Source organism: Blautia fusiformis (assembly GCF_020686995.1).
GTDB classification, from domain to species: Bacteria; Bacillota; Clostridia; order Lachnospirales; family Lachnospiraceae; genus Blautia_A; species Blautia_A fusiformis.
Window position 1 is genome coordinate 1 of sequence record NZ_JAJEPT010000028.1, and the last position, 22867, is coordinate 22867.

Genomic DNA, 22867 nt, shown 5'->3' on the forward strand with positions numbered 1-22867 from the left:
CAGTACCGTAAGGTGTTTGCCAATGCAGTAGTGGGAGAAGCAAGAATCCCCCTGCTTTAGCTGTGGGGAGTGTCAAATCGTTTTCCACATGTAAGATCATTCCGGGGAAGACGGTCAAATAAAATGAAAATACAGATGAGGAGAAAATAAAATGTTATTTTTTGTAAACGATTACTGCGAGGGAGCGCATCCGGCGATCCTCCAGAAACTTCTGGAAACCAATATGGAGAAGCTTTCCGGCTATGGCACAGACAAATACTGTGATTCTGCAAAGGAGAAGATCCGTAAAGCCTGTGGCTGCCCGGATGCAGATGTGTTTTTCCTGGTGGGAGGAACTCAGACCAATGCCACGATTATAGGTTCTGTCCTGAACCGTTATGAAGGTGTTCTTGCGGCACAGACCGGACACGTAAGCTGTCATGAGGCCGGAGCAATCGAGTATACAGGACATAAGGTACTGACACTTCCGGCAGAAAACGGAAAGATCAAAGCAGAAAGTATCACAGATTATGTGGAAACTTTTTATGGGGATGAAAGTCACGACCATATGGTATTTCCGGGAATGGTTTATATTTCCCATCCGACAGAGTACGGAACACTTTATACGAAGAAAGAGCTGGAGGAAATTTCCGAGGTATGCCATAAATACGAGCTTCCGCTGTTTCTGGACGGAGCAAGACTTGGCTACGGTCTGGTAAGTCCGGAAGCAGATGTGACACTTGAGGATATCGCCAGATGTACAGATGTGTTCTACATCGGCGGAACCAAGGTCGGTGCACTCTGCGGTGAGGCAGTGGTCTTTACGAAAAAAGCTCCGAAGCACTTTATGACTATGGTGAAGCAGCAGGGAGCCCTTCTGGCAAAAGGCCGTCTTCTGGGAATCCAGTTTGACACATTGTTTACCGGTGATCTGTATACAAGGATCAGCAAAAATGCTATTGAAACAGCTATGAAGCTGAAAAGAGCCCTTCAGGAAAAAGGATATCAGCTTTTCCTGGATTCTCCCACGAACCAGCAGTTTGTAGTTTTGGAAAATAAAAAGAAAGAAGAACTGGGCAAAGAAGTTCAGTTTGATTTCTGGGAAAAATATGATGAAGATCATACAGTGATCCGTTTTGCCACAAGCTGGGGAACAAAAATGGAAGATATTGACGCGCTGATCGAGTTGCTGTAGGGCGGTCGGCAGACGATAAAAGAGATGAGATGGAAAAACTCCGTGAGGTCCGGGTGAATGCAGACCTCACGGAGTTTTTGTTTTCGAAAATTATAACTTCTTACCCTTCTCAGCAGCTGCGGTAAGCGCTTCGAATACGGCACTGCGAAAGCCGCTCTTTTCCAGGGTGCGGACACCTTCAATGGTAGTTCCTGCCGGTGAGCAGACCATGTCTTTCAGGTCTCCTGGGTGTCTGCCGGTTTCCAGAACCATTTTTGCGCTGCCGAGAACAGTCTGGGAAGCAAATTTATAAGCCTGCTTACGAGGCATTCCCTGGCTGACAGCGGCATCTGCCATGGCTTCGATAAACATAAACACATAAGCAGGTGAACAGCCGCCTACAGCGCCTGCGGCGTCCATCAGACGCTCCGGTATCACTTCGGTACAGCCAAAGCTGTCTGTGATCTTAAGGATTTCTGCCAGTTCGTCTTCCGAAACCCGGTCATTGGTACATACAGCAGTCATTCCGGCCCCAACCTGTGCAGGAGTATTAGGCATAAAACGGACAACTTTCAGAGGAAGACCGGCTTTTTCTTCCAGCCATGCAAGAGTCTTGCCGGGAGCGATTCCGATGATGGTGTGCTCTGTCGTGAGACTGTCGTGGACCTCTGTGAGAACTTTCTCATAAAACTGCGGCTTTACTGCAAGAACGACAGTTTTTGCAGATCTGACTATTTCATTGTTATCCAGAGTGGTGACAACACCAAGAGTTTTTTCACTGCGCGCTCTGCCTTCGTCTGTAAGGTTGGAAACAATGATCTCGTCCTTTGAAAAGATCCCCTGACGGAGAATACCGCCGATCATGGCAGAGGCCATATTTCCACATCCGATAAATCCAATCTTCATAAACAAAAATCCTCCTTGAAATTTATAAAAAAGGACACGCCTGACTGCGTGCCCTCTTTGGCAATGAAAGCAGATAACGGGAATCGAACCCGCCTCCTCAGCTTGGGAAGCTGATGTTCTACCGATGAACTATATCTGCCTGCATTACTAATTATAGCACCTGAAATAAGAAATACAAGTGCGATTAGCATAAATTGTGTGCATCGCGAAGCATGTTACTGAGAACGGAGTGAACAGTGATCGCTCTGCCAGCCCTGGCTCATGGTACTGTTATGATATCTGGTGGAATAAGTTACATCTTCTCCGAACCAGTCCGGCGCAGTGTAGGCATTGGCGGCTTCCTCTGTAGGAAATTCCACCTCAGCCAGAAGAACTCCCTCGTATTCTCCGTGGAACACATCCAGTTCAATAAAAAGTCCGTCTTTTTCCGGAATCACATAGCGGTCCTTGGTAATGAGGATACCGTCTGCTTTAGGCTTCAGATGCTCATAGGCTTCAGCGGTGAGCGGAAGATTATATTCTTCACGGCTCATGAGACCCTTGGATTTGTAAGTAAGAAAATAGTCATCATCCTGCCGGCGGATGCGGACGACAGGGGAAGTGCAAAGATACCCCTGCTCGATCCTGTGGCAGGGATAAGAAGCCAGATCCTGCGGAAGGTCATCCTTCCGGATCAGAAATTTACGTTCGATCTCCATATAAAAAACCTCCGGATTTGTGAAATGAAAAGATATTATGTTCAGTCTACAGGAAAAAAACAGGATTTGCAATGGCATATCTGTTGAAATTTCTTGACATTTTCAGATGGAAAAAGCATTATGGAAGGGAATGGGGAATACAGAAAATATTTATGGATTTTATAAAAGAAAGGATGAACAGGATCATGAGTAAAGTATATATTTTTTTCGCAGATGGTTTTGAAGATATTGAAGGACTGACCGTGGTAGATCTGATGAGAAGAGCCGGGATCGACATCCAGACAGTATCTATCAAAGAGACAAAAGAGATCAGAACCTCTCATGGGATCGATCTTCTTACAGACCGTACCTTTGGAGAATGTGATTTTTCCGATGCGGATATGCTTGTAATTCCGGGAGGAATGCCGGGAACAAAATATCTGGAGGAATATAAACCGCTGACTGAGCTTCTGACAGATTTCTATCAGAATGGCGGCAAGGTAGCAGCTATCTGTGCGGCACCAGGTATATTCGAGAGACTTGGATTCCTGAAAGGCAGAAATGCTACATCGTACCCATCTGTTATGGAACAGCTTAAAAGTGCCAGAACATCTCTGGAGCCTGTAGTGGTAGATGGAAATGTAACTACCAGCAGAGGCCTTGGAACAGCCATCGATTTCAGCCTTTCCCTGATCGGACAGCTGGAGGGAAGCGCAAAGGCAGAAGAGATCGCTGAATCGGTGGTGTATGTAAGAGCATGAAAAAAGAGATGAAACAGGTCCTGTGGGTAGTGGCGCTTTTTGTTATACTGATGACAGGCACAGGAAATTTGGTGTCAGCTGCCGGCTTTGACTGGTCGGATGATACATTCGGGAATGCTTGCAAAAAAGTGTATTCCGTATCTTTCAGGTCAGGCGGAGGAGCCTCCTCTGCTATATATAAAAAATTGGAAAAGAAACAGAAATATGGTTCCATGATCACGATTCCCAAAGTGCCGCAGGTCCCAGCAGGATATCAGGCAGAAGGATGGTCTCTGAAAAAAGGAGGAGCGGAGGCAGGATATAAGCCGGGAAAAAAATATTTTGTAAAAAGAAATGTAACGTTTTATGCAGTGATAAAAAAGAAGAACAATCCCAAACTGATCCTGCACAGGAATGACGGAGATATCTACAAGATCATCCAGGCTCCAAGCGGAAAACTGAAACTACCGGTGATGGCCAATGAAGAGAATTATACATTCCTTGGATGGTCTACCAGGGCAGGTCAGAAGACCGCACCAAGGTATGAAGCCGGACAGGTGATCACAGTCAGTGGAACCATGCATCTCTATGCGGTGAGATTCTGGCGGTATCAGGAACCGAATCTGGTCAGGAACAGCTTTCATTATCCTGAGAATTATGAAAGGATCATCTTTGTGGGAGATTCCAGGACATATGGTCTTCAGAAGGTATTGTACGAACAGTTTGGAAAGGAGTATGTGGACAGCCATGTCAGCTTTGTATGCCGTTCTAATACGGAACTGGGCTGGCTGAAGTCAACGGGCGCACAGGCTCTTTTGAAAGAAATAGAAAAATGTCGTAAAAATGAAAAATACGCAAAGATCGCAGTGGTGTTTAATCATGGTATCAATGATCTCAGAGATATTAACGGAAAACAGGATCTGAATGATAGACTCTCACAGTACGTGTCTTATATGAAAAAGCTGGGAACAAAGCTTTCCATGAAAAACTGCAGTCTGTATTATATGTCTGTGAATCCGATCAATGGAGGGGAAAAGGGAAGTACCAAGAATCGTAAATGTGAGGATGTCCGGACTTTTAACAGCGGTCTTGCCGGTGAGCTTGGAAGTCAGTACCACTATATTGATGTTTACAGTTATCTGATGCGGACCGGATATGGTACTGTATCCAATACGGGAGACGGTACAGACGATGGTGTTCATTATACGCCTAAAACTTATAAAAGGATTTTTACATTTTGTCTTAACAACATAAGAAAGACAGAAAATTACTTTAACATTGAGGACGTGGGCAGCTGAGAAATGCCCTGTGGGGGCATATGGAAAACTGAAAAAAATACTGGCGTTTTTACAGTGGTTATGCTATACTACAGAAATGACTGTAAATATATAATGCGAGTGTTAACTATTTTATATAAGGTATTTACTCGATATGATTAAGGAGGAACAAGAAACATGAGTTTACAGGTGGAGAAAATGGAGAAAAACATGGCGAAACTTACAATCGAGGTTTCCGCCGAGGATCTTGACAAAGCAATGCAGAATGCATATCAGAAAGCAAAAGGCAGAATTTCTATTCCGGGATTCCGTAAAGGAAAAGCTCCAAGAAAAATGATCGAGCAGATGTACGGAAAGGGAGTATTCCTTGAGGACGCTGCAAACGCTCTGATCCCTGAGCATTACAGCAAAGCACTTGCTGAGTGTGATCTTGAGATCGTTTCCCAGCCTAAGATCGATGTAACACAGGTTGAGCCTGGCAAACCATTTATCTTTACAGCAGAAGTAGCTACTAAACCAGAGGTAACTCTTGGTGACTATAAAGGACTTGAGGTTCCGAAGTCTGAGACAGAGGTAACAGACGAGGAAGTTGAGGCTGAGCTTAAGAAAGAGCAGGAGAAAAACTCCAGAACCATCACAGTTGAGGATCGTGCAGCACAGAACGGCGATACAGCAACTATCGATTTCGAGGGCTTCGTAGACGGTGAGGCATTCGAGGGCGGTAAAGGAACAGACTATCCGCTGACACTTGGTTCCAACACCTTCATCCCGGGATTCGAGGAGCAGCTTGTTGGTGCTAACACAGGTGATCACGTAGAAGTTAAGGTTACATTCCCGGAGGAGTATCAGGCAAAAGAGCTGGCTGGCAAAGAAGCTGTATTCCAGTGCGACGTTAAGAAGATCGAAGCAAAAGAGCTTCCGGAGCTTGACGATGACTTCGCTAAGGATGTATCTGAGTTTGATACACTTGCTGAGTACAAGGAAGACGTTAAGAAGAACCTGACAGAGAAGAAAGCAGAAGATGCACGTCGTGCAAAAGAAGATGCAGCAGTAGATAAAGTGATCGAGAATGCACAGATGGATATTCCGGAGGCAATGATCGAGACACAGACACGTCAGATGCTTGACGATTTCGCAAGAAGAATGCAGTCCCAGGGTCTTTCCATGGAGCAGTACTTCCAGTTCACAGGCCAGAGCGTTGACAAGATGATGGAAGACATGAAGCCACAGGCTCTTAAGAGAATCCAGACAAGACTTGTTCTTGAGAAGATCGCTGAGGTAGAGAACATCCAGCCAACAGAGGAAGAGGTTAACGAAGAGATCTCCAAGATGGCAGAGATGTACAAGATGGAAGCAGACAAATTAAAAGATCTCATCGGTGAGAACGAGATGGAGCAGATGAAGAAAGATATGGCTGTTCAGAAAGCTGTTACATTAGTTGCCGATGCAGCTGTAGAGGCGTAATAAACCTCGGAAATGGAGGGCAAAATGAGTTTAGTACCTTACGTCATTGAGCAGACCAGCAGAGGAGAAAGAAGTTATGATATCTATTCAAGACTTCTTAAGGACCGAATCATTTTCCTTGGAGAAGAGGTAAACGATGTCAGTGCGAACCTGATCGTTGCGCAGCTTCTCTTCCTGGAAGCAGAAGATCCTTCCAAGGATATCCAGCTTTATATTAACAGCCCGGGTGGTTCTGTAACTGCCGGAATGGCAATTTATGATACAATGCAGTATATTAAGTGCGATGTATCTACGATCTGCCTTGGAATGGCAGCCAGCATGGGAGCTTTCCTCCTGTCCTCCGGTGCCAAAGGCAAGAGATATGCACTGCCGAATTCGACGATCATGATCCATCAGCCATCAGGCGGTGCACAGGGGCAGGCTACAGAGATCCAGATCGTAGCTGACCAGATCGCAAAAACCAAAAAGAAGCTGAACGAGATTCTTTCTGCGAATACCGGACAGCCTCTTGAGATTGTGGAAAAAGATACTGACCGTGACAACTATATGACAGCGGAAGAAGCTAAGGCATACGGCCTGATCGACGGTGTTGTGATCCACAAATAATGCGTAAGAAAAGACTCCTGTAAAGACACAGGAGTCTTATCTTGCTTTAAAAAGGAATTTTAAATGTCTGCGAGAGACGGACATTTACGCTTAGAAAGGAAACAAAAAGATATGGCAGATAAAGTAAAAGAAGGAAAGGTAAGATGCTCCTTTTGCCATAAGACTGAAGATCAGGTACGCAAGCTGATCGCAGGTCCGGATGGAGCATATATTTGTGATGAATGTATCGGGATTTGCTCCGAGATCATGGAAGAAGAATTCAGTATGTATGATCATGAGGCAGATTATGAAACAGGGATCAACCTTCTGAAACCGGAAGAGATCCACAGTATCCTGGATGAGTATGTGATCGGACAGGATGATGCCAAGAAGGCACTTTCCGTAGCTGTTTACAATCATTACAAGAGGATTCTTGCTTCAAGAAACCTGGACGTGGAGCTGCAGAAGAGTAATATCCTGATGCTTGGTCCGACCGGTTCCGGTAAGACACTTCTTGCACAGACACTGGCAAGACTGCTGAATGTTCCTTTTGCCATCGCAGATGCCACTACTCTCACAGAGGCAGGTTATGTTGGCGAGGATGTTGAGAACATTCTTCTGAAGATCATTCAGGCAGCCGATTACGATATTGAGCGTGCCCAGTACGGAATCATCTATATCGATGAGATCGATAAGATTACAAGAAAATCCGAGAATACCTCCATCACCAGAGATGTGTCCGGTGAGGGCGTACAGCAGGCACTTCTGAAAATTCTGGAAGGAACCGTTGCAAGCGTACCTCCTCAGGGAGGAAGAAAGCATCCTCATCAGGAATTTATCCAGATCGATACTACAAACATCCTGTTCATTTGCGGTGGTGCTTTTGACGGACTGGAGAAGATCATCGAGGCAAGACAGGATACCAAATCCATTGGTTTCGGAGCAGAGGTTTCCGAGAAGGAAGACCGCAATGTGGGCGAAGTTCTGAAGGAGGTTATGCCGGAGGACTTTATTAAATTCGGTCTGATCCCGGAGTTTATCGGACGAGTTCCGGTCGTGGTAACCTTGGATTCTCTGGATGAGGAAGCACTGATCCGTATTCTGAAGGAGCCTAAGAATTCCCTCACAAAACAGTACGACAAGCTTTTTGAGCTGGATGGCGTGCAGCTTGAGTTCCAGGATGAAGCACTTGAGACAGTTGCCCGGAAATCTCTTGAGAGAAAAACAGGTGCCAGAGGACTTCGTGCCATCATGGAGCATACCCTGATGGATCTGATGTACAAGACACCATCGGACGACACCATCCGTAAGTGTATCGTCACAAAAGAGGCAGTGGAGGGAACCGGAGAGCCGGAGATCATCCACGGGGAGGCCAAGGCTCCTGCAAAAAAAGCAGGACACAAAACATCCCGTTCGAGAAAGAAAGGCAAGCCGGAAACAGCTTGATGAAGGGAATGACATAAATGACAAATCAGGTCAATATATTGCCAATGATCGCTCTCCGTGGGACTACAGTCCTTCCGGATATGATCGTACACTTTGATGTGAGCAGGGAGAAATCCATCCGTGCCGTGGAAGCAGCCATGCTCCATGACCAGAAGATCTTTCTGCTGACACAGAAGGATCCTGAGGTGGAAATACCGGAACTTACGGATCTGTATCAGGTAGGAACCGTCGCTTATATCAAGCAGGTGGTGAAGCTTCCGCAGGATCTTTACCGGGTTCTGGTAGAGGGACTGGACAGGGCAGAGGTTCTGGGCCTGGAGCAGGAGGAACCATATCTGAAGGCGGAATGCGAGATCGTTACGGCACAGGAAGAGGATTACCCGGAACCGGTAAAGGACGCCATGCTTCGCAGCATCCGGGAGCTTTTTCAGAGATATTGCAGAGAAAGCGGAAAAGTAAGCAAGGATCTGGTAACCCAGATCATGAACATCGAAGATGTGCAGGAAACCATCGACCAGATCGCAGTAAATCTTCCGATGGCGTATCAGAACAAGCAGAAGCTTCTGGAAGCAGTGTCTTTGAATGACCGTTATGAGATCCTTGGAGCGCTTCTTGGCAGCGAGATCGAGGTGATCCATATCACTAAAGATCTTCAGCGCAAGGTGAAATCCCATATCGACAAGAATCAGAGAGAGTATATCCTCCGGGAACAGCTGAAAACCATCCGTGAGGAGCTGGGTGAGGAGAATACTGCTGATGATATCGATGAATTTAAAAAACAGCTGAAGGAGCTGGATGCATCTGATGAAGTAAAAGAGAAGATTTCCAAGGAGATCAGCCGTTTTAAAGGAATGGCAGCCAGTGCTGCAGAGGCAACGGTGCAGAGAGGCTATCTGGAAACCGTTCTTGCACTTCCGTGGAATAAGAAATCCGAGGATTCCGAGGATCTTGAGAACGCATGGAAGGTTTTGGAAGAGGGTCATTACGGACTGAAAGAGGTCAAAGAGCGTATCATGGAATTCCTTGCTGTACGTAAGCTGACCCACAAGGGAAAGAGTCCGATCCTCTGTCTGGTGGGACCTCCGGGAACCGGAAAAACTTCCATTGCACGTTCTGTGGCAGAGGCCATGAACAAGAAATACGTCCGTATCTGTCTTGGAGGTGTCCGTGATGAGGCAGAGATCCGTGGCCACAGAAAGACTTACGTCGGTGCCATGCCAGGAAGGATCACAGTCGCACTGAAGGAAGCCGGAGTCAGCAACCCGCTGATGCTTCTTGATGAGATCGACAAGACCAGCAGCGATTATAAAGGAGATACCTCCGCAGCACTTCTGGAGGTTCTGGATCCGGAGCAGAACAGTAAGTTCAATGATCACTATGTGGAGATTCCCCAGGATCTTTCCGAGGTACTGTTTATTGCCACTGCAAATGATGTTCAGGGAATCCCGAGACCTCTTCTTGACCGTATGGAGCTGATGGAAATTCCGGGATATACGGAAAATGAGAAGGAACATATCGCAAGGGAACATCTGATCCCGAAGCAGATGGAGATCAACGGTATTCCGGAAGGCAAGCTGGTAATCCAGCCGGCAGCTCTTGGCAAGCTGATCAACAACTATACCAAGGAAGCAGGAGTCCGTTCTCTGGAGAGAAGCATCGGACGTATCTGCAGAAAAACTGCACGTGCTATCATGGAAGAGGGTAAGGATAAGGTAGTTGTCACATCCAGAAATATTTCCAGATTCCTTGGCAAAGAACGATATAACTATCTGATGGCCAATGAGAAGGATGAGATCGGGATCGCCCGCGGTCTTGCATGGACACAGGTAGGCGGTGATACCCTGCAGATCGAAGTCAATATCATGCCCGGAAAAGGTGAGCTGCTTCTTACCGGACAGCTTGGAGATGTGATGAAGGAATCTGCACAGGCAGGTATCAGTTATATCCGTTCGGTTTCTGACCAATATGAGATCGATCCGGAATTTTTCCAGAAGCATGATATGCATGTACATATTCCGGAGGGTGCCGTTCCGAAGGATGGCCCGTCTGCCGGTATTACAATGGCAACTGCCATGCTGTCTGCAATTATCGAAAAACCGGTACGTGCGGATCTTGCCATGACCGGTGAGATCACCTTAAGAGGCCGTGTGCTTCCGATCGGCGGACTGAAAGAGAAGCTGCTTGCAGCTAAATATGCCAGGATCAAAGAAGTCCTTGTTCCGGAGAAAAATCGTCCGGATATCGAGGAGATGGACAGAGAGATCATCCAGGGACTGAATATCCGGTTTGTGGATAACATGAAAGAAGTTCTCGGTGAAGCTCTTGCATAAACAAAAAACAGAAAAACCCTGCCCTGACCTTCAGGACAGGGCTTTTAAAAGAAAAGGGAGGAATAACGAATGGTAATCAAAAACGTATCGCTGGATATCGTCTGCGGCATCACAAGCAAGATCCCGGACACAGGAAGGCCGGAGGTAGCTTTTGCGGGAAAATCAAATGTAGGGAAATCCTCCCTGATCAATGGTCTGATGAACCGCAAGGCCCTGGCAAGAACCAGCGCACAGCCGGGAAAAACACAGACGATCAATTTTTATAATATTAATGAAGCAATGTATCTCGTAGACCTGCCGGGCTACGGCTACGCCAAGGTTTCTGCGGCAGAGAAGGAAAAATGGGGAAAAATGATCGAGGGCTATCTTCATAATTCCAAAGAGCTCCGTGCGGTTTTTCTCCTGGTGGATATCCGCCACAAGCCTTCCGCCAATGACAAGCAGATGTATGACTGGATCTGTCACAACGGATATGAGCCGGTGATCATCGCGACCAAGCTTGACAAGCTGAAACGCAGCCAGGTGGCAAAAAGCCTGAAGGAGATCCGCATCGGACTGGGCCTTCCGAAAGAGGGAAAGATCCTTCCGTTTTCTGCGGAGACGAAGCAGGGAAGAGACGAGATATGGGCACTGATCGATGAGTTGACCGGCCTTGGTGAACCGGCAGCTACAGAGGATTAAGGAGAGCAGAAAAGATGGGAATTATCAAGGCGCTTAAGCTGGGATTTGACTATCAGAGATACGATGATGACGGCAATGTGGTAGACATGCAGCGTGCAGTCAATGATGTGGACCTGGACATTAAAGCAGGAGAATTTGTGGCAGTTCTGGGACATAACGGATCCGGAAAATCCACACTGGCGAAGCATATGAATGCGCTTCTGATCCCAACAGAGGGAACGATGCTGGTGGACGGGATCGATACCGCCAGAGAGACCAAACTCTGGAAGGTACGCCAGAAGGCAGGAATGGTATTTCAGAATCCGGATAACCAGATCATAGGAACCGTTGTGGAAGAGGATGTAGGCTTTGGTCCGGAAAATATGGGAGTTCCTACAGATGATATCTGGAAACGGGTGAATGACAGCCTGGAAAAAGTCGGTATGACAGCCTATCGTTATCAGTCCCCAAACAAACTTTCCGGAGGGCAGAAGCAGAGAGTGGCTATTGCAGGCGTGATGGCCATGCGCCCGCGGTGCATCATTCTGGATGAGCCTACCGCCATGCTGGATCCTAACGGAAGAAAGGAAGTCCTGGAGGCAGTGCGGGAGCTGAACCGTAAGGAAAAGGTAACAGTCATTCTGATCACCCATTACATGGAGGAAGTGATCCATGCTGACCGTGTTTATGTCATGGACAGCGGAAATGTTGTGATGCAGGGAAATCCCAAAGAGATCTTTTCCCAGGTGGATACCCTTAAGGCGTATGGACTGGATGTACCACAGGTAACACTTCTTGCATATGAACTGAAGAAATCCGGCGTGGATGTTCCGGATGGAATACTGACTACAGAGGAGCTGGTGAGCGCATTATGTCAATCGAATTAAAAAATGTAACCTATACCTACAGCCCCGGGACAGCCTATGAGAGCCATGCGCTGAAGGATGTCAGCCTTGTGATCCCGGACGGCCAGTTTATCGGGATCATCGGACACACAGGAAGCGGAAAATCCACGCTGATCCAGCATCTGAATGCGCTGGTACAGCCAACATCCGGCCAGGTTCTGTATAACGGAGAAGATGTGTGGGCTGAGAAATATGACCGGAAACAGCTCCGCAGCGAGGTTGGTCTGGTGTTCCAGTACCCGGAGCATCAGCTGTTTGAAAATGATGTGATCTCGGATGTATGTTTCGGACCTATGAATCAGGGACTTTCCAGGGAAGAAGCAGAGAAAGAAGCGAAGCAGGCGCTGACTCAGGTTGGAGTAAAAGAGTCCAATTTCAAGAAATCACCCTTTGAGCTTTCCGGAGGCCAGAAAAAAAGAGTAGCTATTGCAGGGGTTCTTGCCATGAACCCGAAGATTCTGATCCTGGACGAGCCCACAGCAGGGCTTGACCCGAAGGGCAGGGATGATATCCTGGATCAGATCGCAGAGCTTCATAAGGTGCGAGGGATAACCATTGTTCTGGTTTCCCACAGCATGGAGGATATTGCGAAATACGTGGAGCGCCTCATTGTTATGAATCACGGAGAAGCTGTATTTGATGATGAGCCGAAGAAGGTTTTTTCCCATTATAAGGAACTGGAAACCATGGGACTTGCCGCACCGCAGATCACTTATATCATGCATGCGCTGAAGGAACATGGGCTGCATGTGGATGCAGATGCCACAACGGTGGAGGAAGCCAGAGACAGTATCCTTGCCGTACTTGCGCAGGCGAACTCTCCATTACTGAACAAAGGAGGGGCGGAAAAATGATCAGAGATATTACCATTGGCCAGTATTATCCGGCCAAATCCGTTCTTCACAGACTGGACCCACGGACCAAATTTCTGGGAACTCTGGGATTTCTGATCTCTGTGTTCCTGTTCCATACATTTCTCGGATATGCGGTGGCAACAGCATTTCTGGTAGCTATGATCGCAATATCCAAGGTTCCGGTGAAATTCATGTTCAAGGGTCTGAAGGCTATCGTTATGATCCTTCTGATCACGGTTGTGTTCAATATCATCCTGACGCCTGGCGAAGTGCTGTGGCGTTTCGGGATCATCAAGGTCACAAGGGAAGGCCTTGTTCTTGCAGGAAGAATGGCGATCCGTCTTGTTTACCTTGTGATCGGATCTTCCATCATGACATTGACTACCACGCCGAATCAGCTGACAGATGGTCTGGAGAGACTGCTCCGTCCGCTGAACAAGATCCGGGTGCCGGTACATGAGATCGCCATGATGATGTCCATTGCCCTTCGCTTTATCCCGATCCTTCTGGAGGAGACGGATAAGATCATGAAGGCACAGATCGCCAGAGGTGCAGATTTCGAAAACGGAAACCTGATCCAGAAGGCGAAAAATATGGTACCCCTTCTTGTGCCGCTGTTTATTTCGGCGTTCCGTCGCGCCAATGATCTGGCAATGGCCATGGAAGCAAGGTGTTACCATGGTGGAGAGCACAGAACTCAAATGAAGCCGCTGCATTATGAAAAAAGAGATTATGCGGCCTATGGGATCCTTGTGGCATATCTTGCGGTGGGTGTTGCATTCCGTGTGGCGGGACTGTAGCCAAATCCTGCCGGTACTCAGACATGGAACGGTCCGAAGCGTTGCATTTTGCACAGCGGAACTGTAATCGGATCAGGCAGGCATTTTGCAGGACGGTATGTCTGTTTTGGGATAGAAAGTACTGCAGGGATGTCTGTATCAGGAGGGAATATATTTTATGAAACGAGTAGGACTTGTTGTAGCTTATGATGGAACCAAGTACTCAGGCTGGCAGACACAGCCAAATGGAATCACCATTCAGGGCGTTTTAAACGATACCTTAAGTGAGCTGCTTGGGGAAAAAATCGAGACCATCGGTGCCAGCCGTACAGATGCAGGAGTGCACGCTCTTGGAAATGTGGCGGTGTTTGATACCGAATCCAGGATCCCCGGGGAAAAATTTTCCTATGCACTGAACCAGAGACTTCCGGAGGATATCCGTATCCAGCTTTCTGAGGAGGTGGAGCCGGATTTTCATCCCCGTTACTGTGACAGTGAAAAAACATATGAATATCGTATCCTGAACCGGCGGTTTCCGGTGCCAACGGAGCGTTTGTACTCTTATTTTTACCATTATAAACTGGATGTGGATAAGATGAAGGAAGCAACATCTTATCTGATCGGACGCCATGATTTTGCCAGCTTCTGCGGCTCCGGCGCACAGGTGAAGACCACCATCCGTACCGTGACCTCCATGGACGTGTGGAGAGATGGTGACATGGTGACCATCCGCATTTCAGGAACAGGTTTCCTTTACAATATGGTGCGTATCATTTCCGGAACCCTGATCGAGATCGGAAACGGGCAGTATCCGCCGGAACGCATGGATAAGATCCTGAAAGCCTGTGACCGCGGGGCAGCAGGCCCCACAGCTCCGGCTCAGGGGTTGACGCTGATGGGAATCGAGTTTTTCTGAAAACAGGAATTTTGTTGAAAATTACAAGAAAAAACAGTTGACAGGCAAGGTGCCTTATAATATAATAACTCAATGTGACGTAGTGCGAAGATGCTTGAGCCAATAGCCCCGGCGACGGCATTTTATCAGCGGTTTCGGACATTTCCGCGATTTATTTTGCACCCGCGTTTCCATTTACTTTTTTTCGCGGAAGTACCGCGGTTTGAGAAACATTATCGTTGATAAATAACAGGAGGTAGGACCATGCAGACTTATATGGCTAATCCGGATAAAATCGAAAGAAAATGGTATGTAGTTGACGCAGAGGGTTGCACTCTGGGACGTCTGGCATCCGGTGTTGCAAGTGTTTTAAGAGGAAAGAACAAACCTCAGTTTACACCGCACGTTGACACAGGAGATTATGTAATCGTTGTAAACGCTGATAAGATCAAAGTTACAGGCAAGAAGCTTGAGCAGAAGATTTATTATAACCACTCCGACTATGTTGGTGGAATGAAAGAAACCACATTAAAAGAAATGTTAGCAAAGAAACCTGAGAAGGTTATCGAGCTCGCAGTTAAGGGAATGCTTCCGAAAGGACCTCTTGGAAGAGCTATGAACAAGAAACTTTTCGTATACGCAGGACCAGAGCACAAACATGAGGCTCAGAAGCCTGAAGTTTTAACATTTTAATAGGAGGTAGAAAACATTGGCTAGCGCAAAATTCTACGGAACAGGAAGAAGAAAGAAATCAATCGCAAGAGTTTACCTGGTACCTGGAACAGGTAAAGTCACTATCAATAAAAGAGACATCGATGAGTACTTCGGACTTGAGACTCTGAAGGTTATCGTTCGTCAGCCACTGGCTTTAACAGAGACAGAGGGTAAATTCGACGTGATCGTTAATGTTCACGGCGGTGGATACACAGGACAGGCTGGAGCAATCCGTCATGGTCTTTCCAGAGCACTCCTTGAGGCAGACAAAGACTACAGACCAGCTCTTAAAGCTGCTGGATTCCTTACACGTGATCCACGTATGAAAGAGCGTAAGAAATACGGTCTCAAAGCAGCTCGTCGCGCTCCGCAGTTCAGCAAGCGATAATTCCAATCGAATACGGAAATTTATCAAAACCTCGGAAATCTTTGATTTTCCGGGGTTTTTTTATGCCTGAAAGTTCTTGAATTTTCTAAAAAAGTGGGCGATTTTGAAGTGTAGAACACACGTAGCGCACAAAACACCTTAAAAAATATATTGAGTATATTGCAAAGAAAAATTGCGTATGATATAATGCCAGTAGGCAAAAGAAATAATAAGTCCATGAGGACAAAAAGAATGAAGCCCCCAGTACCGCGAATACTGAGGGCTTCTTCTTATTTTTTATAGTGGACAAGAAACCACTAGGTCAGTGCTGTCCTTACTTGTCGCCGTCTAACCATTTGATGATGTAGTGGCAGGCTACACCAGCCATGCAGGAGACAAAGAAAGAAATAATAAATTCCATGAGGTTCACCTCCTCCCGTTGCCGGGTTTCGGTTGGACAACAATAGTATTATAGCATAGAACAATATGGACGGGAAGCAAATATATTTGCCCTTTATGGCAGTGTATTTGCAGGAACGGTGTAGCGCCGAAAAAAATTGAAAGCAATGTATGAGACACTTTAATAGATATTTGATCAGACAAGGACTCTGATCGGACGACTGGGAGGTATGCTTCATGCCGTTACAGATTATCAGAAACGATATTACAAAAATGCGCGTTGACGCAATCGTCAATGCTGCCAACACTTCTCTTTTGGGCGGCGGTGGTGTGGACGGCTGCATTCATCGTGCCGCCGGACCGGAACTGCTTGCAGAATGCAGTACGCTGCATGGCTGCGAGACTGGCAGCGCAAAAATCACAAAGGGATATCGCCTGCCCTGCAAATATGTGATTCATGCAGTCGGCCCGCGCTGGCGAGATGGCAAGCATCAGGAACAACAGCTTCTGGAATCCTGTTATCGGACATCTTTGAACCTGGCAAAAGAAAATGGCTGTCAGGCGGTGGCTTTTCCGCTGATTTCCTCCGGCATCTATGGCTATCCAAAAGACCAGGCTCTGAAGGTTGCAGTCGATACCATCAGTGCATTCTTGCTGGAAAATGAGATGATGGTCTACATCGTTATCTTTGATAAGAAGGCATATCAGATTAGCGGAAAACTGTTTGCTGATATCGCGGCGTACATAGATGACTGGTATGTGGATGAACATACCGACAGTCGAGTAGAACAGAGACGGCGGCTTGAAGCGTTGTCAGAGGAATCCTGCTTTGAAGCTGCATCTGCCCCGCTGCCGTCCGAAGCAATCTGTAAATCTTGCAGCAGTCAATCTCTGGAGGAGGCACTGGGGCAGATTGATGAGAGCTTTTCGGAAATGCTGCTGCGGAAGATTGACGAAAGCGGCATGACGGATGTTCAGTGCTACAAGAAGGCAAACATTGACCGGAAGCTCTTTTCCAAAATTCGCTCTGATAAATTCTATAAGCCATCCAAACCAACAGTGCTGGCATTTGCTCTCGCTTTGGAGTTGCCGCTTGCCCAGATGCAGGAGATGCTCGGCAAGGCAGGATTTACCCTTTCCCATTCGAGCAAATTCGATATCATTGTAGAATATTTTGTCGAACGGGGAAACTACAATGTGTATGAAATCAACGAGGCATTGTTTGCTTTTGACCAGAGCCTGATCGGGGCATAAGGACAAAGAAATGTCGTTTTCTATGCGACCACTTCACAAAAGAAAATCGCTATATTATGGCTGTAAGGTACGAAACCGAGCAGCCATAATCTTTTGGGAGGACAAGCATATGAGAAAAAATTTAACAGAGATCGTTTTTATCTTAGACCGCAGCGGTTCCATGAGCGGATTGGAACGGGATACCATCGGCGGATTCAATTCCATGATTGAGCAGCAGAAAAAAGCAGAGGGCGAAGCACTGATCTCAACGGTGCTGTTTGACAATGTGAGCGAAGTCCTGCACGACCGTGTAAATGTAAAGGATATCCGACCGATGACTGACCGTGACTACACGGTTCGCGGATGCACAGCACTCTTAGATGCCATCGGCGGTGCGATTCATCACATTGGAAATGTTCATAAGTACGCAAGGCCGGAGGACGTGCCGGAACATACCATGTTCGTAATCACTACGGACGGAATGGAAAATGCCAGCCGCCGGTACAACAGCGAAAAAGTGAAGCAGATGATCGAGCGGCAGAAAGCGAAATACGGTTGGGAGTTTTTGTTCCTTGGTGCCAATATTGACGCAGTAGAGACTGCAAGCCAGTTCGGAATCGGTGCAGATCGTGCAGTCAACTATCAGTGCGACAGTGAAGGAACCGCGTTGAATTATGAAGTGGTCAGCGAAGCAATCAGCTCTGTCCGGTGCAGTGCTCCGCTGAGTGCAGATTGGAAAAAGCGTATAGACGAGGACTACAAAAAGCGTGGAGGTTGCAAGCACAAGTAAATATTTTTTGAAGCCGGGGTGATGATTCACTCCGGTTTTTTCTTGTGCGCCGAGCATGGTACTAATCATATTGGTGCAAGTCCAGTCACGGGTATTTACCGCCAAGTGTAGCGAACCACAAGTCGGTATCAGTAATGGTATGGATGGAGGAAGTGGTATAGCAAAATCCTTGAGCCTACGTACAGAAACTTGATAAGGCGATTAGGTGGGTAAGGTTGCAAGGCAAACCGAAGCCCTAATGGTAAACGTATACCGAAGTTGTAAATCAAGAGGTTGTGGGATGAAAGATTAGTGTCTTACCTCGGGAGACCCTACTCACATACTGAAAGGTATGGTCGGAAAAGGTTTGGAGAGGGAGTCAGATGATGTCATAGTAGGCAAAAGCCGAAGGACTGAAACGATTTATAGTACAACTTATATGCCGAAGCCAGTACGGAGAGTATACATTCCGAAAGACAATGGAAAACAACGTCCGTTGGGAATCCCTACAGCATGGGATAGAACTATCCAACAGGCAATTGCTCAGCCAATATCTGATATTTATGAAGAAATATTTAGTGAAGACAGCTATGGATTCAGACCAGGAAGAAGCTGTCATGATGCAATCAGACAGGCCCTCTGCTATCTGAACAGTGGCTATGAATGGGTAGTAGATATTGATATTGAACAGTTTTTCGACAGGGTAAATCACGATAAGTTAATTCAGATACTAAGAGAGCAAGTAAACGATAGTACCACATTAAATCTGATTCGGAAATATCTGAAAGCAGGAGTAATGGAAAAAGGACTGGAAAAAGCGACTATCACGGGTGCACCTCAGGGTGGCCCACTTTCGGTTGTTGATTAAGCAGATGTCAATGTCCTCGGGGTACTCTTCATCCGCTATTCGTGAGCGTATTTATTTTGGGGATGATATGTCTGGCGTGTTGCTCTATACCGGAAGTGCCGATAAAGAAGGCTCACTTGGTGGACTTGTAGAATTAGGAAATATTGATCAGCTTATTGTTTTGATGAAAGACGCTTTCCAGGAAGCACTGGTTTGCACAAATGATCCGGAATGCCTTAACAATGTGCCTGCTGGTAATAATTCAAATGGCGCGGCGTGCCATTCCTGCTGTATGATCTCAGAAACAGCTTGCGAGAATGGAAATCGCATGTTGGATCGCGGACTAATTGTGCCTATTGACGGAAGAGAAAATCAGTCTTATTTTAAAACTTTGGTGGAAGAACTATGTCAACTGGAAGTATAAGCTTAGATATTTTGTTAAACAAAATTCTCACAGATGCTATATCTGGTGGAAATGAGTCTATTAGAGCCATTCAAAAGAGATATCCATCTCTTTCTGAAAAAGAAGCTCATGAAATTCTTGCTATGGTTTCAGCGACTGCCCAAAGTAACGATGATAGCGCTGAATTAGTTGTTACAGCGCCACCTTCTTTTGCGTTGAAAACAAAACCGACAAAGGTTACCGTAAGAGAAATGCTTATGGGAGCTAGGAAGAGCATTCTAATTACTGGGTACTCCCTCTCGGATTATTTTGCCGAGTTAGTCGATTGTGTAATTCAAAAGAGCCAAGAAGGCGTTCTCGTGAAATTTTTTGTGAATGACATTGAGAGTCAGAAGGCCTTTGACCGTTTATGCTGCTATAAGGGAAAATTTCTGCGAATTTATAACTATCCAAAACAGGAAGATAAAATGTCTGCTCTTCATGCAAAGGTAATTTCTGTTGATCAAACGGATACGCTGATTACATCTGCAAACCTTTCATATCATGGACAGGAAGGAAATATCGAGCTGGGGGCACGGATTCATTCGAAAGAATTGGCTAAACAAGTAGAGGATATATTTACTTCACTGGTATTCAAAAGGATATTTGTTGAACTGTAAGCTTTATGGAGGTGTGCCAATGAATTTAAGCTTGAAACATAAGTTAATGCTGCAATCATTGAGTCCATTGGCTTTTTTGACTATTGTACGCAATTTCAAATTTACCCCCGTCAGCGAACTTGCTGAAAATCAGTCATATTGGGGAGAATTTGTTCGCCTTAATAATGTGCTGATTGTTGTGTTTTTGTTATGTGCTACATGGATTTTAGCAGCAATCATATCTTTTATTTCTTTTACAGCCTTTAGATGGACTGATAAGAAACAAGGGTATCAGCTTTCTTCCTTCGTAGAAAAAGAGGACGCAAGTTTGAATTTCTTTATGACAATGATTATCCCGCTTTTGATTGATGATGTAGGAACGATTCAAGGAGCGGTAACATTCCTTATCATTGTGGTTATGATGTGTGCGCTGCTAAGCAAAACACATTTGTACTATGCGAATCCTGTATTGGCAATTTTAGGATACCGAGTCTATGAGATTACTTTTAAGAGCAATCCTGACTTTAATAATGAAATTTGTTTGGCTGTAGTTAAAGGCAGGTTTTTAAAAAATCCTAGTACAGTAGAATATAAAGTGATTAATGATACAGTCCTCTACATGAAGGAGATGAACAAATGACCAAGGAAGAAATTCAGGCATCGATTAAGTCGATAATGTTTTCTGGTTCAGTTTGCGGTATTGAGATATATGCCTGCCTACGCGATGAAAGTGGATACCAAACCAAAAAAATCAGAGCAACAGATAAGTTGCTTTCTAGCACAAAAGATAAGGTGGCAGGTTTTATCAATTGTACCTATCTTGCAGATGATGCCGAATTTGATACATCAGAAAATATTGCAGACAATAAGAAAGAATTTTATGAGATTAGTCTGATAGAGAACTATAGACCCTTTATTTTTCTTGATGATGCTGAAAAGCGTACGGAGTACTACTCGGAAAGCGATAGAAATAAACTGTCTGGATTTCTTTTTAGAATCAATTTGAATGACAAGTACTTTTGGGTTTATCAACATATATACTCTGTATCAAGAATTGATCGAAGTAAAAATGTTATAGCCCTATTTGTTGGTGATACATACGATGAAATTGATAGCGATATTGTGCAGATAGATTCACGAGCAGATGTAATTATCTTTTCTTCAAGTGTTGTTACGGCAAAAATGGATCTTATGCAGAGATTTTTTGGATTTGAGCAATACATACGAGCGGGGGCACAGAAGACGATTGAGATTATTCGCGATCTGGATATTGTAGATAGCCTTGAAAAGTTTGTTGCGTTTGAAAATAAAAGTAAGTTGACAAATGCAAAGAAGTTATTAAAGGCAAAAAATTCGCCTGTTTTGCAGATGAAAAAGAACGATTTGTTAGAGAATCTGAAAAAGCATTCTCGCTACAAAACTATGTTCAAGTTTGAAGAAGATCATATTGTGATTTCTTCACAAAAAGAGGCAGCGGCATTTATTAAAATGTTGAATGATGATATTGTTCGGTCTGAACTCACTGGAAAAGAATATGACAGCTCCAGCAAAATGCTTTTGGGCCCAGTGGGAGCAAGTCACTGACTGACCAATGATAGGAAAATATAGATGAGTGATAGAAGAAAAAAAGGATTCTATGTCACAGGTACTGTCAGATATAAAGCCCCATATGACGAAAAAGTTCATGACGGCTCATTGTATTAATGAGCAAGATATTCAGTCTATCAGTCCAATCTTCCTGCCCAGATATAAGAATGTGTAGCTCATGCAGGGATTGACCAACAACAAGCTGGATTTCAGAATTCAGGTAAAAGGTGTGTTCGGGACAGAAAGAAACTAACGAAGGCTAAGTGGAAAGAAACACAGCTCTGGATTTTTTCTTCACCGTCATGAGGCTCTTTTTCGGAGCTGTCTACGATTGCGAAGAAAATCTAAAAGGCATTCGCTTTTGGACGAGTTGGAAATGAGATGGGAAGATGAACAAAAGCTAAACGGCCTGAGTTCTGTGCATAGCATGGGATTCAGACAGTTTATTTTTTACCTAGCTCATAAAGTTGATTTCATTGCCGAGATATTCCTTTGTACAATGATTTTATTTGGAAATGTAGGTGCTCAACCTGCCGCTTCCTTTTTGCTCAAGTTTGCCAGCTTTGCAAAGTTCCTTAAGCAACCGGAAAGCCTTTGTTGTTTCTGCACCAATCAAATCTTCAACTTCTTTTCTTGTAACACTGCCGTTTTCCAGTGTATATTGAAGAATGAGTAATTTCTGTTCATTCAGTGAAATATCTTTGTCCGCTTTATCAGATATCCGGACATTCGTTTCCGGCTGCTCATTCCTGTTGGGAAGTGTTACGCGGAAAACACCTTTTGCCGTTTCAAACTCTGGCGGGGATGGTCAATTCTTATATGCACATTCAATTTTTTCGATTTCTGTGCCATAACTTTCAATCAATCTCATCCTGGAGAAGACAGCCGCAAGGTTCGGATTTCTCGATTATGAAACACCCAGGAAAATGGATTCCAGTTCCAGACCGGATACAAGACCTCCAAGAGAGACAAATTCGATTCTATCCTCATAGACATTAACCAGATTGCTTCCGCTGAAAGAGTAATCACGGTGAACAATGCTGTTCAGTAAAGATTCTCTGATTGCATCCTCTGGATAATCTCTTCTGTCAGTTCGATCCAGATTTGAAAAGGTTGCCTTTCCTTTCTTTTTCTTTCTTTCTCATTATAAACAAGAAAGAAAGTATACGGTAAATAGTTAGTACCGTGCTTTTCACCTAAAACCATGAGATAATCCCTTTGTAAAACTAAAAGTTTTTT

At 45.3% G+C, this 22867-nt stretch carries 25 protein-coding genes and 1 tRNA gene; 22 read left to right on the forward strand and 4 right to left on the reverse strand.

The annotated features are described in order from the left end of the window. Window positions 1-151: 151 nt before the first annotated feature. A complete protein-coding gene (locus LKD46_RS15950) occupies window positions 152-1174 on the forward strand; it encodes a threonine aldolase family protein (protein ID WP_092068705.1) in 1023 nt (340 codons plus the stop codon). Window positions 1175-1264: 90 nt separating this feature from the next. Here LKD46_RS15950 and proC read toward each other — a convergent pair whose 3' ends face one another. The 3 genes from proC to LKD46_RS15965 all read right to left on the reverse strand — a co-directional run bounded on the left by proC (window position 1265) and on the right by LKD46_RS15965 (window position 2757). Further along, a complete protein-coding gene (gene proC / locus LKD46_RS15955; RefSeq protein ID WP_092068702.1) occupies window positions 1265-2059 on the reverse strand; it encodes a pyrroline-5-carboxylate reductase in 795 nt (264 codons plus the stop codon). A gap of 68 nt (window positions 2060-2127) precedes the next feature. Next, window positions 2128-2198: transfer RNA gene (locus LKD46_RS15960), tRNA-Gly, on the reverse strand. A gap of 76 nt (window positions 2199-2274) precedes the next feature. Continuing rightward, a complete protein-coding gene (locus tag LKD46_RS15965) occupies window positions 2275-2757 on the reverse strand; it encodes a CYTH domain-containing protein (RefSeq protein ID WP_092068699.1) in 483 nt (160 codons plus the stop codon). Between the two features lie 182 nt (window positions 2758-2939). Between LKD46_RS15965 and LKD46_RS15970 the strand changes: the two genes are divergently transcribed. The 21 genes from LKD46_RS15970 (at window position 2940) to LKD46_RS16070 (ending at window position 22304) form a co-directional block, all read left to right on the forward strand. Continuing rightward, window positions 2940-3497, forward strand: a complete 558-nt coding sequence (locus tag LKD46_RS15970; protein WP_092068762.1) for a DJ-1 family glyoxalase III — start codon at window positions 2940-2942, stop codon at window positions 3495-3497. Next, window positions 3494-4774 carry an InlB B-repeat-containing protein gene (locus LKD46_RS15975; RefSeq protein WP_021650586.1) on the forward strand — a complete coding sequence of 427 codons (1281 nt, stop codon included), beginning with the start codon at window positions 3494-3496 and terminating at the stop codon, window positions 4772-4774. The genes LKD46_RS15970 and LKD46_RS15975 overlap by 4 nt, the downstream gene beginning before the upstream one ends. A gap of 156 nt (window positions 4775-4930) precedes the next feature. After that, window positions 4931-6217, forward strand: a complete 1287-nt coding sequence (gene tig, locus LKD46_RS15980; RefSeq protein WP_015527366.1) for a trigger factor — start codon at window positions 4931-4933, stop codon at window positions 6215-6217. Window positions 6218-6241: 24 nt separating this feature from the next. Next, complete coding sequence (clpP, locus tag LKD46_RS15985) at window positions 6242-6823, forward strand: ATP-dependent Clp endopeptidase proteolytic subunit ClpP (protein ID WP_015527365.1); 582 nt, start codon at window positions 6242-6244, stop codon at window positions 6821-6823. A gap of 111 nt (window positions 6824-6934) precedes the next feature. Next, the gene (gene clpX / locus LKD46_RS15990) at window positions 6935-8248 is read left to right on the forward strand and encodes an ATP-dependent Clp protease ATP-binding subunit ClpX (RefSeq protein ID WP_015527364.1); all 1314 of its coding nucleotides are present in this window, start codon (window positions 6935-6937) and stop codon (window positions 8246-8248) included. Window positions 8249-8265: 17 nt separating this feature from the next. Then, the gene (lon, locus tag LKD46_RS15995; protein ID WP_092068692.1) at window positions 8266-10578 is read left to right on the forward strand and encodes an endopeptidase La; all 2313 of its coding nucleotides are present in this window, start codon (window positions 8266-8268) and stop codon (window positions 10576-10578) included. A gap of 69 nt (window positions 10579-10647) precedes the next feature. Continuing rightward, window positions 10648-11259 carry a ribosome biogenesis GTP-binding protein YihA/YsxC gene (gene yihA, locus LKD46_RS16000; RefSeq protein ID WP_015527362.1) on the forward strand — a complete coding sequence of 204 codons (612 nt, stop codon included), beginning with the start codon at window positions 10648-10650 and terminating at the stop codon, window positions 11257-11259. Between the two features lie 14 nt (window positions 11260-11273). Continuing rightward, window positions 11274-12125 (forward strand): energy-coupling factor transporter ATPase, encoded by an 852-nt coding sequence (locus LKD46_RS16005; protein WP_059086107.1) that lies wholly within the window; start codon window positions 11274-11276, stop codon window positions 12123-12125. Then, a complete protein-coding gene (locus LKD46_RS16010; RefSeq protein WP_110104047.1) occupies window positions 12110-12997 on the forward strand; it encodes an energy-coupling factor transporter ATPase in 888 nt (295 codons plus the stop codon). Before LKD46_RS16005 ends, LKD46_RS16010 begins: the two co-directional genes overlap by 16 nt. After that, on the forward strand, window positions 12994-13797 hold the full coding sequence (locus LKD46_RS16015) for an energy-coupling factor transporter transmembrane component T family protein (RefSeq protein WP_015527359.1): 804 nt from the start codon (window positions 12994-12996) through the stop codon (window positions 13795-13797). Before LKD46_RS16010 ends, LKD46_RS16015 begins: the two co-directional genes overlap by 4 nt. 157 nt (window positions 13798-13954) lie before the next feature. Continuing rightward, window positions 13955-14692, forward strand: a complete 738-nt coding sequence (gene truA, locus LKD46_RS16020; protein WP_021650594.1) for a tRNA pseudouridine(38-40) synthase TruA — start codon at window positions 13955-13957, stop codon at window positions 14690-14692. 243 nt (window positions 14693-14935) lie between these two features. Then, window positions 14936-15364, forward strand: coding sequence for a 50S ribosomal protein L13 (gene rplM / locus LKD46_RS16025; RefSeq protein WP_021650595.1), 429 nt, complete (start codon window positions 14936-14938; stop codon window positions 15362-15364). Between the two features lie 16 nt (window positions 15365-15380). Then, window positions 15381-15773, forward strand: a complete 393-nt coding sequence (gene rpsI / locus LKD46_RS16030; protein ID WP_110104046.1) for a 30S ribosomal protein S9 — start codon at window positions 15381-15383, stop codon at window positions 15771-15773. A gap of 615 nt (window positions 15774-16388) precedes the next feature. Then, a complete protein-coding gene (locus LKD46_RS16035) occupies window positions 16389-17405 on the forward strand; it encodes an O-acetyl-ADP-ribose deacetylase (protein ID WP_110104171.1) in 1017 nt (338 codons plus the stop codon). A 109-nt stretch (window positions 17406-17514) separates the two neighbouring features. Then, on the forward strand, window positions 17515-18174 hold the full coding sequence (locus tag LKD46_RS16040) for a vWA domain-containing protein (RefSeq protein ID WP_110104170.1): 660 nt from the start codon (window positions 17515-17517) through the stop codon (window positions 18172-18174). 331 nt (window positions 18175-18505) lie between these two features. Beyond that, window positions 18506-19021, forward strand: coding sequence for a reverse transcriptase domain-containing protein (locus LKD46_RS16045; protein WP_227574365.1), 516 nt, complete (start codon window positions 18506-18508; stop codon window positions 19019-19021). Further along, a complete protein-coding gene (locus tag LKD46_RS16050) occupies window positions 19011-19424 on the forward strand; it encodes a Zn-binding domain-containing protein (protein ID WP_227574366.1) in 414 nt (137 codons plus the stop codon). The genes LKD46_RS16045 and LKD46_RS16050 overlap by 11 nt, the downstream gene beginning before the upstream one ends. Beyond that, complete coding sequence (locus LKD46_RS16055; protein WP_181968255.1) at window positions 19406-20062, forward strand: phospholipase D-like domain-containing protein; 657 nt, start codon at window positions 19406-19408, stop codon at window positions 20060-20062. Before LKD46_RS16050 ends, LKD46_RS16055 begins: the two co-directional genes overlap by 19 nt. A gap of 19 nt (window positions 20063-20081) precedes the next feature. Beyond that, a complete protein-coding gene (locus LKD46_RS16060) occupies window positions 20082-20681 on the forward strand; it encodes a KwaA family protein (RefSeq protein WP_110104169.1) in 600 nt (199 codons plus the stop codon). Continuing rightward, complete coding sequence (locus tag LKD46_RS16065; RefSeq protein ID WP_110104168.1) at window positions 20678-21625, forward strand: DUF4868 domain-containing protein; 948 nt, start codon at window positions 20678-20680, stop codon at window positions 21623-21625. The genes LKD46_RS16060 and LKD46_RS16065 overlap by 4 nt, the downstream gene beginning before the upstream one ends. A 379-nt stretch (window positions 21626-22004) precedes the next feature. Beyond that, window positions 22005-22304 carry a hypothetical protein gene (locus LKD46_RS16070; RefSeq protein WP_110104167.1) on the forward strand — a complete coding sequence of 100 codons (300 nt, stop codon included), beginning with the start codon at window positions 22005-22007 and terminating at the stop codon, window positions 22302-22304. Window positions 22305-22672: 368 nt separating this feature from the next. On the opposite strand, the gene LKD46_RS16075 is transcribed toward LKD46_RS16070, so the two are convergent. Continuing rightward, the coding region (locus tag LKD46_RS16075) for a hypothetical protein (RefSeq protein WP_227574367.1) at window positions 22673-22867 on the reverse strand (195 nt) is incomplete at its 5' end.

Coding starts and splice junctions, on each gene's coding strand:
- clpP (WP_015527365.1), top strand. CDS start 6,242: ATGAGTTTAGTACCTTACGTCATTGAGCAGACCAGCAGAGGAGAAAGA.
- LKD46_RS15965 (WP_092068699.1), bottom strand. CDS start 2,757: ATGGAGATCGAACGTAAATTTCTGATCCGGAAGGATGACCTTCCGCAG.
- LKD46_RS16070 (WP_110104167.1), top strand. CDS start 22,005: ATGAGATGGGAAGATGAACAAAAGCTAAACGGCCTGAGTTCTGTGCAT.
- LKD46_RS16035 (WP_110104171.1), top strand. CDS start 16,389: ATGCCGTTACAGATTATCAGAAACGATATTACAAAAATGCGCGTTGAC.
- LKD46_RS16015 (WP_015527359.1), top strand. CDS start 12,994: ATGATCAGAGATATTACCATTGGCCAGTATTATCCGGCCAAATCCGTT.
- LKD46_RS16055 (WP_181968255.1), top strand. CDS start 19,406: ATGTCAACTGGAAGTATAAGCTTAGATATTTTGTTAAACAAAATTCTC.
- truA (WP_021650594.1), top strand. CDS start 13,955: ATGAAACGAGTAGGACTTGTTGTAGCTTATGATGGAACCAAGTACTCA.
- LKD46_RS15950 (WP_092068705.1), top strand. CDS start 152: ATGTTATTTTTTGTAAACGATTACTGCGAGGGAGCGCATCCGGCGATC.
- LKD46_RS16040 (WP_110104170.1), top strand. CDS start 17,515: ATGAGAAAAAATTTAACAGAGATCGTTTTTATCTTAGACCGCAGCGGT.
- proC (WP_092068702.1), bottom strand. CDS start 2,059: ATGAAGATTGGATTTATCGGATGTGGAAATATGGCCTCTGCCATGATC.
- yihA (WP_015527362.1), top strand. CDS start 10,648: ATGGTAATCAAAAACGTATCGCTGGATATCGTCTGCGGCATCACAAGC.
- lon (WP_092068692.1), top strand. CDS start 8,266: ATGACAAATCAGGTCAATATATTGCCAATGATCGCTCTCCGTGGGACT.
- rplM (WP_021650595.1), top strand. CDS start 14,936: ATGCAGACTTATATGGCTAATCCGGATAAAATCGAAAGAAAATGGTAT.
- LKD46_RS16010 (WP_110104047.1), top strand. CDS start 12,110: ATGTCAATCGAATTAAAAAATGTAACCTATACCTACAGCCCCGGGACA.
- tig (WP_015527366.1), top strand. CDS start 4,931: ATGAGTTTACAGGTGGAGAAAATGGAGAAAAACATGGCGAAACTTACA.
- LKD46_RS16005 (WP_059086107.1), top strand. CDS start 11,274: ATGGGAATTATCAAGGCGCTTAAGCTGGGATTTGACTATCAGAGATAC.
- LKD46_RS16045 (WP_227574365.1), top strand. CDS start 18,506: ATGGTCGGAAAAGGTTTGGAGAGGGAGTCAGATGATGTCATAGTAGGC.
- LKD46_RS16065 (WP_110104168.1), top strand. CDS start 20,678: ATGACCAAGGAAGAAATTCAGGCATCGATTAAGTCGATAATGTTTTCT.
- LKD46_RS15975 (WP_021650586.1), top strand. CDS start 3,494: ATGAAAAAAGAGATGAAACAGGTCCTGTGGGTAGTGGCGCTTTTTGTT.
- clpX (WP_015527364.1), top strand. CDS start 6,935: ATGGCAGATAAAGTAAAAGAAGGAAAGGTAAGATGCTCCTTTTGCCAT.
- LKD46_RS16060 (WP_110104169.1), top strand. CDS start 20,082: ATGAATTTAAGCTTGAAACATAAGTTAATGCTGCAATCATTGAGTCCA.